Below are 9,973 nucleotides of genomic sequence, written 5' to 3'. Positions count from 1 at the left end.
TGGCGTCCCCTAGGGGACTCGAACCCCTGTTACCGCCGTGAAAGGGCGGTGTCCTAGGCCACTAGACGAAGGGGACAAAACCTTCTGTACATCAGATCAGCGCTGAGAACTGATCGATTCAAGGACGGTGTGGCCAGACCTTGAACCTGTAAATTGGTGGAGCTAAACGGGATCGAACCGTTGACCTCTTGCATGCCATGCAAGCGCTCTCCCAGCTGAGCTATAGCCCCTCGTCGGTGAGGACGGGGCGAATCTTAATGGCGGTTTGGAAGTGTGTCAAATTTATTTTCAACAATTTCCAAAGTTTTTTGCCGGGATAACAATCACTTACCGGCGAAACCCCGGAAAACCGGGGTTTCGTCGTTTCAAGCGCTTGCTCAGGCGATAGCGCCCAGCAGCTTTTCCCACTCTTTGTTTTCTTTCTTCGACACACCCCCAAGCAAATCAAGGGCTTGGCGCAGACGGAAACGCGTGAGGTCCGGGCCGAGAATTTCCATCGCATCGAGCACCGACACCGAACTGGCCTGCCCGGTGATCGCGGCAAACATCAACGGCATGGCATCGCGCAGCTTCAATTCGAGGGACTCAACCACCGCTTGAATCGTTGCAGTGATCGCATCCTTCTCCCACTGGCGCAAGCTTTCGAGCTTCCACAGAATCAACTGCATCAACTGACGAACCTGGTCGCCGGAGAGTTTCTTGGACTCAAACAGCTTCACATCCGGGTTCACGCCACCGGCGAAGAAGAAGCTGGCCAACGGTGCGACCTGGCTGAACGTCTCCACCCTGCCCTGCACCAGCGGCGCGATCTTCATCATGTACTCGGGGTTCAACGCCCACTGCTGCACGCGGCTGGCGAACTCTTGCACCGGCAAGTCACGCAGCCATTGGCCGTTAAGCCACGATAGTTTCTCAATGTCGAAAATCGGCCCGCCCAGCGAAACGCGCGACAGGTCGAAGTTATCGACCATTTCCTGCAGCGAGAACTTCTCGCGCTCGTCCGGCATCGACCAGCCCATGCGGCCCAGGTAGTTGAGCATTGCCTCGGGCATGAAGCCCATGCGCTCGTAGAACGTGACCGACGTCGGGTTCTTGCGCTTGGACAGCTTGCTCTTGTCCGGGTTACGCAGCAGCGGCATGTAGCACAGCTGCGGCTGTTCCCAGCCAAAATACTCGTAAAGCAGGATCAGTTTCGGCGCCGATGGCAGCCATTCTTCGCCGCGCAGCACGTGGGTGATGCCCATCAAGTGGTCGTCGACCACGTTGGCCAGGAAGTACGTCGGCAAGCCGTCGGTCTTCATCAGCACTTGCATATCCATGCGGTCCCACGGGATCTCGACGTCGCCGCGCAGCATATCCGGCACCACGCACACGCCTTCGCTCGGCACTTTCATGCGGATCACATGCGGTTCACCAGCCGCCAGGCGCTGAGCCACTTCTTCTTTCGACAGCAACAGCGCGCGGCCATCGTAGCGCGGGGTTTCGCCACGGGCTTGTTGCTCGGCGCGCATCTGGTCCAGCTCTTCTGCGGTGCAGAAGCACGGGAACGCATGGCCCATGTCGACCAGTTGCTGGGTGTATTGCTTGTAAATGTCGCTGCGCTCGCTCTGGCGATACGGGCCGTGCGGGCCGCCAACGTCCGGGCCTTCAGCCCAGGTAATGCCCAACCAGCGCAAGGCATCGAAAATCTGCTGTTCCGACTCACGGGTAGAACGCACCTGGTCGGTGTCTTCGATCCGCAGGATGAATTCACCGCCGTGCTGCTTGGCGAAGCAGTAGTTGAACAAGGCGATGTAAGCAGTGCCGACGTGGGGATCCCCAGTAGGCGATGGCGCAATGCGCGTGCGGACGGTGGTCATGGCAGGTCTCGAATGGGCGATGGAGCTGAAAATTCAAACAAGGGGCGAATGGTAACATCAGCACGGGGGATTCTGGCAGACCGAGGTGCCTGCATTCGCGAGCAAGCCCGCTCCCACAGTTTGACCGCATTCATCCCGTTGAAATGAGGTCAAATTGTGGGAGCGGGCTTGCTCGCGGAGAGGCCATCAAAGTCACTAAAAATCAAACCGCCAAAAGACGCTCGCGCAACTTGCCAATCTCATCGCGCGTCTGCGCCGCCGCCTCAAACTCCAGGTCGCGCGCCAACTGGTACATCTTCTCTTCCAGCTGGCGAATGCGCTTGGTGATCTCACTCGGCGAGCGCAGTTCGTTTTCGTACTTGGCGTTTTCCTCGGCGGCCTTGGCCATGCCCTTGCGCTTCTTGCTGCGCGAGCCGGGCACGGTGGCGCCTTCCATGATATCGGCGACGTCCTTGAACACGCCCTTGGGCGTGATGCCATTCTCGAGGTTAAACGCAATCTGCTTGTCACGACGGCGCTCGGTCTCGCCAATCGCCCGCTCCATGGAGCCGGTGATGCGGTCGGCGTAGAGAATCGCACGGCCATTGAGGTTACGCGCCGCCCGGCCAATGGTCTGGATCAGCGAGCGCTCGGAACGCAGGAAGCCCTCCTTGTCCGCGTCCAGAATCGCCACCAGCGAGACTTCCGGCATGTCCAACCCTTCACGCAGCAGGTTGATCCCCACCAGCACGTCAAAGGTGCCCAGGCGCAAGTCGCGGATGATTTCCACGCGCTCCACGGTGTCGATGTCGGAGTGCAAATAGCGCACGCGCACGCCGTGGTCGGCCAGGTAATCGGTCAAGTCTTCGGACATGCGCTTGGTCAGCGTGGTAACCAGCACCCGCTCCTCCAACGCCACGCGTTTGCCGATCTCCGACAGCAAATCATCGACTTGGGTCAGCGCCGGGCGGATTTCAATTTGCGGGTCTACCAGGCCGGTCGGCCGCACCACCTGCTCGACCACGCGCCCCGCATGCTCAGCCTCGTAATTACCCGGCGTGGCCGACACAAAAATCGTCTGCGGGCTGATGCTTTCAAACTCGTCAAAACGCATCGGCCGGTTATCCAGCGCCGACGGCAGACGAAAACCGTATTCCACCAGGGTCTCTTTACGCGAACGGTCGCCTTTGTACATCGCGCCCACCTGCGGCACGCTGACGTGGGACTCGTCGATCACCAGCAAGGCGTCGTCCGGCAAATAATCAAACAGCGTAGGCGGCGCCTGCCCGGAGTCGCGACCCGAGAGATAGCGCGAGTAGTTTTCGATGCCGTTGCAGTAGCCCAGCTCCAGAATCATCTCCAGGTCAAAGCGCGTGCGCTGCTCAAGGCGCTGGGCTTCCACCAGCTTGTTGTTGGAGCGCAGGTATTCCAGGCGCTCTACCAATTCGCCCTTGATGCCCTCGATCGCGCCCATCAAGGTTTCGCGCGGGGTCACGTAGTGGCTTTTCGGGTAGAAGGTGAAGCGCGGCAGCTTGCGAATCACCTCGCCGGTCAACGGGTCGAAGGCCGACAGGCTCTCGACTTCATCGTCAAACAGCTCGATGCGGATGGCTTCCAGGTCGGATTCTGCCGGGTAAATGTCGATCACATCACCGCGCACGCGGAAGGTCGCGCGGGCAAAATCCATGTCATTGCGGGTGTACTGCAAGCTCGTCAGGCGGCGCAGCAATTCGCGCTGGTCGAGTTTGTCGCCCCGGTCAACGTGCAGCACCATCTTCAAATAGGTTTCCGGGCTGCCCAAGCCATAAATGCACGACACCGTGGTGACGATGATCGCGTCCTTGCGCTCCAGCAACGCCTTGGTCGCCGACAACCGCATCTGTTCAATGTGGTCGTTGATCGACGCATCCTTCTCGATAAAGGTATCGGAGGACGGCACGTACGCCTCGGGCTGGTAGTAGTCGTAGTAGGAAACGAAATACTCCACCGCGTTGTTCGGGAAGAACGCCTTGAACTCGCCGTACAGCTGCGCGGCCAGGGTTTTGTTCGGCGCCAGCACCAGCGTTGGGCGGTTTGTCTGCGCAATCACGTTGGCGATACTGAAGGTCTTGCCTGAACCGGTCACCCCGAGCAGCGTCTGGTGCGCGAGGCCGGCGTCGATGCCTTCGACCAGCAGGCGAATGGCTTCGGGCTGATCGCCGGCGGGTTCAAAGCGGGTGACGAGCTGGAAATCCGACATTACGTACCTCTTTCAGGTCACCCCGGATCAACCACACCAGGACGAAAAAAGCTCAGCGACCCGCGAATAGTCATCGCAGGTTGCAGGAAAAAACCATGATAGCTGTAGAAGTGGTGCCGAATGTGTCGGGTTTCAAGGCAAGTGTCTTACCTGCCGTCCGGGATCAATGTTGCAATAAGACTAACGGTCGGCAAATAAACCGAAAAACATGGCCGAAAAGCCGTTTCGGTTGTCGCCCTCAGCCTCTATGGCCTCTATACTAGCTCCCCGTTTGTGCACCGCTCTAGTGCATTCGGCTGGAGCGCGACACGTCCCTCCACTTCCCCATAGAGCTGCCGCAAAATGAGCCTGTTCTCCGCTGTCGAAATGGCACCACGCGATCCAATCCTGGGCCTCAACGAAGCATTCAACGCCGACACACGAACCACCAAGGTCAACCTTGGCGTGGGCGTTTATTGCAACGAGGAGGGGAAGATTCCACTCTTGCGTGCCGTTGCCGAAGCGGAAGCCATTCGCGTGGCGCAACACGCCGCCCGTGGCTACTTGCCGATCGACGGTATTGCCGCCTACGACAAAGCCGTGCAAACCCTGCTGTTCGGTGCTGAATCGCCACTGCTGGCGGCTGGCCGCGTTACAACCGTACAAGCGGTCGGCGGCACCGGCGCGCTGAAGATCGGCGCTGACTTCCTTAAGCAACTGCTGCCGCACGCCGTTGTTGCCATCAGCGACCCGAGCTGGGAAAACCACCGCGCGCTGTTCGAAACCGCCGGTTTCCCGGTGCAGAACTACCGCTATTACGACGCCGCCACCCACGACGTGAACCGTGCCGGCCTGCTCGAAGACCTCAACGCCCTGCCGCCACAGTCCATCGTGGTGTTGCACGCCTGCTGCCATAACCCGACCGGCGTCGACCTGAGCCCGGCCGACTGGCAAAACGTGCTGGACGTGGTCAAGGCGAAGAACCTGGTGCCGTTCCTCGACATGGCCTACCAGGGCTTTGGCGACGGCATCCACGAAGACGCCGCTGCCGTGCGGCTGTTCGCTGAATCGGGCCTGACGTTCTTTGTGTCCAGCTCGTTCTCCAAGTCGTTCTCGCTGTACGGCGAACGCGTGGGCGCACTGTCCATCGTCGGCGACTCCAAAGAAGAAAGCGCGCGCATCCTGTCCCAGGTCAAGCGCGTGATCCGCACAAACTACTCCAACCCGCCCACCCACGGCGCGGCGATCGTGGCTGCCGTGCTGACCAACCCTGAGCTGCGCGCCCAGTGGGAAGCCGAACTGGCCGAGATGCGCCTGCGCATCCGTGGCATGCGCGAGCAGATGGTCGCCACACTGGCCAAGGCTGCACCAGGCCAGGACTTCAGCTTCGTCGGCCGCCAGCGCGGTATGTTCTCCTATTCCGGCCTGACCGTTGAGCAAGTCACCCGCCTGCGCACCGAGTTCGGTATCTATGCACTCGACACCGGGCGCATCTGTGTGGCGGCGTTGAACCAGTCGAACATCGGCGCTGTAACCGAGGCGATTGTTAAGGTGTTGTAAGCCTTTGCGGTGATTAAAAAAGGGAAGCCATTAATGGGCTTCCCTTTTTTTGTGGGCAAACCGTATCCCCTGTGGCGAGCGAGCTTGCTCGCGTTGGGCTGCGCAGCGGCCCCAAAACCTGCCACCGTGAACTTACTGAACAATCGCGGTGCCTGAACAAGGGGCCGCTACGCGCCCCAGCGCGAGCAAGCTCGCTCGCCACAACAAGCTGGCTCACCACAACAAGCTGAGCCCACCACAACCAGCTGGCTTGCCAGAAAAAAGACGGATCGCCATAAAAGATGCGCAGCCTGCAAAAAATTCGCTGCGCGTAGCCCCCAGCCCCTAGACTGGACCCCGATTGCCCCTTTGCCGTGAGAGCCTTATGAGAAACGACGACCTGGACCTGCGCGCCGACCGCGACGAACTGCACGACTTCACCCCGCGCGCCCCGCAAGCCAAGCGCCAGAAAAGCCTGGTGCTGCAAGTGGCGCTCGGCGTATTTCTTGGTGGGTTGGCGCTGTGGCTGGTGCAGCTGGGCGCGACGGCCATCATGGCCAAACTGGCGATGGGCACTCTGCAATTCGGCGGCTAACGCTGATCAAAAATGTGGGAGCTGGCTTGCCTGCGATGCAAGAGACTCGGTACATCAGGCACACCGAGTGGATGCCATCGCAGGCAAGCCAGCTCCCACATTAGATTTAGGTTGCGACCAGATTGCGTTCTTCCAGCAGCTTTACGAAGCTATTGAGACTCTGCGACACCGTGCCCCGCCGCCAGATCAGCCAGGTGTGCAGGATGCGGAAGCTGTCCGCCAATGGCCACACGCTCACCGCAGTAAACCCCGGCATGCTTTCCAGCATGCTGCGTGGCATCAGCGCCAAGCCGGCCCCGGCGCTGACGCAGGCAAGCATGCCGTGGTAAGACTCCATCTCGAAAATCTTGCCCGGCACTGCGCCGTCCTGTGAGAACCAGCGTTCGAAGTGATGCCGGTATGAACAGTTCGAGCGAAAGGTATAGATGTTCTCCCCCGCCACATCCTGCCCGCGCGTGATCGGCGCGTGGTGCAGCGGCGCAATCACCACCATTTCCTCCTCAAACACCGCCACCCCTTCCAGCGTGGCATGCAATACCGGCCCATCGACAAACGCTGCCGCCAGGCGCCCAGACAGCACGCCCTCAATCATCGTGCCCGAGGGCCCGGTACTCAGGTCGAGCTCGACCTTGGCGTGCTTCTGGTTATACGCCGCCAGCAACGACGGAATGCGCACCGCCGCCGTGCTTTCCAGCGAACCCAAGGCGAAGGCGCCTTGAGGTTCCTCCCCCGCCACCGTCGCGCGCGCTTCCTGCACCAAGTCGAGAATGCGCCGCGCATAGCCGAGGAAATTCCACCCGGCCGGTGACAGTCGCAGGCGACTCTTCTCGCGGATGAACAACTCCACGCCCAAATCCTGCTCCAGCTGCTTTATGCGCGTGGTCAGGTTCGACGGCACACGATGAATCAACTGCGCGGCGGCGCTGATGCTGCCTTGTTCGGCAACGGCCTTGAAGATTTCCAGCTGCACCAGGTCCAAATCATTCTCCAATCGTGAATGTATTGCTTAATATTATTCAGTTTCCAGAAAAGATATAGCCCCGTACGCTGAACTCAACTTGAATCACTGCGCAGGACGGTGCCATGAACGCGACTACCCATGCTCTCTCGATCAACCCGGCCACTGGCGAAACCGTCGGCAGCTACCTCTACGAAACCGAGGCGCAGCTGAATGCCGCCCTCGACCGCGCCACCGGCGCTTTCCGCACCTGGCGCCGCCAGCCGGTGGGCCAGCGCGCCGAATTACTGCTGGCCCTGGCTGCTGCGCTGCGTGATCAAGCAGAAGACATGGCGCAAATGATCACCCTGGAAATGGGCAAACCCATCGCCCAGGCCCGCGCCGAAATTGAAAAGTGTGCGCAACTCAGCGAGTGGTACGCCGCCCACGGCCCGGCCATGCTCGCCCCGGAACCCACGCTGGTGGACAACGGCACCGCGCACATCGAATACCGCCCGCTGGGCCCGATTCTCGCGGTGATGCCGTGGAATTTCCCGGTGTGGCAAGTGCTGCGCGGCGCGGTGCCGACCCTGCTGGCTGGCAATACGTATCTGCTCAAGCACGCGCCGAACGTGATGGGCAGCGCCTACCTGATCCAACAAGCCTTCCACAAAGCCGGTTTCGCTGACGGCATTTTTGAAGTGCTCAACGTAACCCAGGACGGCGTGTCCAGCGCCATCGCTGACCCCCGCGTCGCCGCCGTGACCCTGACCGGCAGCGTGCGCGCCGGTATCGCCATCGGCTCACAGGCCGGTGCCGCGCTGAAAAAATGCGTGCTGGAACTGGGCGGCTCCGACCCGTTTATCGTGCTCAACGATGCCGACCTCGACGCCGCCGTGCAGGCCGCATTGATTGGTCGCTTCCAGAACAGCGGCCAGGTCTGCGCCGCCGCCAAGCGCCTGATCATCGAGGCCGGTGTGGCAGAGGCCTTCACTGCCAAATTCCTCGAGGCCAGCCGCGCGCTGGTGATGGGCGACCCCACTTCGGCCGCCACTTACATCGGCCCAATGGCCCGCTTCGACCTGCGCGACGAGCTGCACGGCCAGGTCCAGGCCACGATCGAAGAAGGCGCGACGCTCTTGCTGGGCGGCAATAAAGTGCCCGGCGCCGGCAACTACTACGCGCCGACCGTGTTGGCCGACGTCACCGACCAGATGACCTCGTTCAAACAGGAACTGTTCGGCCCGGTGGCCTCGATCATCACCGCCCGCGACGCCGACCACGCGGTGGCGCTGGCGAATGACAGCGAGTTCGGCCTGACGGCGAGCATCTTCACCACTGATTCAGCGAAGGCGCGTGATATTGCCGATCAGCTGGAAACCGGCGGGGTGTTCGTCAACGCGTACAGTGTCTCCGACCCTCGGGTGGCGTTTGGTGGCGTGAAGAAAAGCGGGTTTGGGCGGGAGTTGTCGCACTTTGGCGTGCGGGAATTCTGCAATGCACAGACGGTGTGGCTGGATCGCAAGTAAGCCGGAAACGGCTGCTTTGGCTGACTGATTCCATCATGCCAAGCGGGCTTGCTGTGGCGAGCGGGCTTGCCCCGCGTTGGGCTGCGGAGCGGCCCCAGAACCTGACAATGCGGTCTGTCTGAACGAGCGCGGTGGCCTTGAAGGGGCCGCTTCGCAGCCCAACGCGGGGCAAGCCCGCTCGCCACAGCAAGCCCGCTCGCCACAGGAAGCCCGGCTGCTACAGGAAGTCCGGCTGCCACAGAGACAGCCTGCTCACCACAGGAAAGCTGCTCAGCAGAGTAATCCTGCAGGTCACAACAGCGGCAGCCTCACCACAAACTCACTCCCCTTCCCATGGCCCTCGCTGGTGGCGGTTACTTTGCCGCCATGGGCTTCGACCAGTTCGCGAACCACGGTCAAGCCAATCCCAAGCCCCGAGCCGTTAAACCCGATGGCATGGTCGTCTTGCACATACGGGTCGAAGATGTACGGCAGCGATTTAGCCGATACGCCAATGCCGTTGTCGCAGATGCTGATCTTCAACGTCTGCGCCTCAACCTTTGCAGACAACTCAATGCTGCCCGCCACTTGGGTGTACTTGGCAGAGTTGGCCAATAGGTTATGCAGAATCTGCGCGAGGCGAATGGGGTCACCGCTGACCATCACCACACCCTCCGGCAACTGCGCCGAGAAATGCTGCTGTTTGGCGTGCATTACCGGGCTACAGGCATCAATCGCGTCCCTCAGGATTTGCAGCATGTCGACGTCACGGCAGTTGATCCGCAGCTTGCCCGTACTCACGCGGGACACGTCCAACAGGTCATCGACCAACTGCGAAATATGCTGCACTTGCCCCTCGATCAGCTCGCGCATCCGCGGTAGCTGGTCGCTCGGCAGCCGAACCATGCGTTCGGCGATCATGCTGATCGGCGTCAACGGGTTACGCAGCTCGTGCGCCACCATCGCCAGGATGCTTCTCTGCTGGCCCAGCGCACTTTCAGCCGTGGCCTGCAGGTCTTGGGCGCTGAGCGCAGCGATGACCAACTGCGCATTCGCTTCGCGCAGCTCCTGGTACAAGCGTTGTTCCTCCAGACGCGGAGGCGCTGCCACGTCGGATTGCGCCAAAAGCATCGCCAGCACCAGTTGCTGATTGGCCTCGATCACTTCCTCGATGTGCTGAGTGTCCACCAGACGATCGCTGGCATCCGTGAGTTGCTGTTGCAGGGCGGCCAATACGGCGCGGGCTTCAACGGTTTTTTGGCCAAGCAGGAAGAGTTCGTGGGCCGCAGTGTTCAGCGCACGCTCATTCTTGCCGCCGTTTTCACTCATGAGTCAGGC

Annotated in this window: 7 protein-coding genes and 2 tRNA genes; 3 read left to right on the top strand and 6 right to left on the bottom strand. The window is 60.8% G+C overall.

Annotation, left to right across the window (positions count from 1 at the left end; all coding sequences use genetic code 11):
• From Q7C20_RS18895 to uvrB, 4 genes are all read right to left on the bottom strand, one after another.
• Nucleotides 1-76 (bottom strand) — tRNA-Glu (locus tag Q7C20_RS18895).
• Nucleotides 77-154: 78 nt separating this feature from the next.
• Nucleotides 155-230: transfer RNA gene (locus tag Q7C20_RS18890), tRNA-Ala, on the bottom strand.
• Between the two features lie 147 nt (nt 231-377).
• Nucleotides 378-1,859, bottom strand: coding sequence for a glutamate--tRNA ligase (gene gltX, locus Q7C20_RS18885; protein ID WP_375069414.1), 1,482 nt, complete (start codon nt 1,857-1,859; stop codon nt 378-380).
• A 202-nt stretch (nt 1,860-2,061) separates the two neighbouring features.
• Nucleotides 2,062-4,077 (bottom strand): excinuclease ABC subunit UvrB, encoded by a 2,016-nt coding sequence (uvrB, locus tag Q7C20_RS18880; RefSeq protein ID WP_375069413.1) that lies wholly within the window; start codon nt 4,075-4,077, stop codon nt 2,062-2,064.
• A gap of 342 nt (nt 4,078-4,419) precedes the next feature.
• On the opposite strand from uvrB, the gene Q7C20_RS18875 reads away from it, so the two are divergent.
• The gene (locus tag Q7C20_RS18875) at nt 4,420-5,616 is read left to right on the top strand and encodes an amino acid aminotransferase (RefSeq protein WP_375069412.1); all 1,197 of its coding nucleotides are present in this window, start codon (nt 4,420-4,422) and stop codon (nt 5,614-5,616) included.
• Between the two features lie 364 nt (nt 5,617-5,980).
• On the top strand, nt 5,981-6,190 hold the full coding sequence (locus tag Q7C20_RS18870; protein ID WP_078738148.1) for a hypothetical protein: 210 nt from the start codon (nt 5,981-5,983) through the stop codon (nt 6,188-6,190).
• Between the two features lie 106 nt (nt 6,191-6,296).
• Here Q7C20_RS18870 and Q7C20_RS18865 read toward each other — a convergent pair whose 3' ends face one another.
• Entirely contained in the window at nt 6,297-7,169 is an 873-nt protein-coding gene (locus Q7C20_RS18865) for a LysR family transcriptional regulator (RefSeq protein WP_375069410.1), read from the bottom strand.
• A 104-nt stretch (nt 7,170-7,273) separates the two neighbouring features.
• On the opposite strand from Q7C20_RS18865, the gene Q7C20_RS18860 reads away from it, so the two are divergent.
• Nucleotides 7,274-8,656 carry an aldehyde dehydrogenase family protein gene (locus Q7C20_RS18860; protein ID WP_375069409.1) on the top strand — a complete coding sequence of 461 codons (1,383 nt, stop codon included), beginning with the start codon at nt 7,274-7,276 and terminating at the stop codon, nt 8,654-8,656.
• 291 nt (nt 8,657-8,947) lie between these two features.
• On the opposite strand, the gene Q7C20_RS18855 is transcribed toward Q7C20_RS18860, so the two are convergent.
• On the bottom strand, nt 8,948-9,964 hold the full coding sequence (locus Q7C20_RS18855; RefSeq protein ID WP_375069407.1) for a sensor histidine kinase: 1,017 nt from the start codon (nt 9,962-9,964) through the stop codon (nt 8,948-8,950).
• Nucleotides 9,965-9,973 lie beyond the last annotated feature (9 nt).

It is taken from the genome of Pseudomonas sp. AMR01 (genome assembly GCF_041946035.1).
Classification (GTDB): domain Bacteria; phylum Pseudomonadota; class Gammaproteobacteria; order Pseudomonadales; family Pseudomonadaceae; genus Aquipseudomonas; species Aquipseudomonas antarctica_B.
Note: the sequence above shows the minus strand (reverse complement) of the source record. Positions and strands in the feature narration are given on the sequence as shown.

Bases quoted from the DNA above. Each gene is read 5' to 3' on its own strand.
- Q7C20_RS18855 (WP_375069407.1), bottom strand. From the start codon at position 9,964: ATGAGTGAAAACGGCGGCAAGAATGAGCGTGCGCTGAACACTGCGGCC.
- Q7C20_RS18875 (WP_375069412.1), top strand. From the start codon at position 4,420: ATGAGCCTGTTCTCCGCTGTCGAAATGGCACCACGCGATCCAATCCTG.
- gltX (WP_375069414.1), bottom strand. From the start codon at position 1,859: ATGACCACCGTCCGCACGCGCATTGCGCCATCGCCTACTGGGGATCCC.
- Q7C20_RS18870 (WP_078738148.1), top strand. From the start codon at position 5,981: ATGAGAAACGACGACCTGGACCTGCGCGCCGACCGCGACGAACTGCAC.
- Q7C20_RS18860 (WP_375069409.1), top strand. From the start codon at position 7,274: ATGAACGCGACTACCCATGCTCTCTCGATCAACCCGGCCACTGGCGAA.
- uvrB (WP_375069413.1), bottom strand. From the start codon at position 4,077: ATGTCGGATTTCCAGCTCGTCACCCGCTTTGAACCCGCCGGCGATCAG.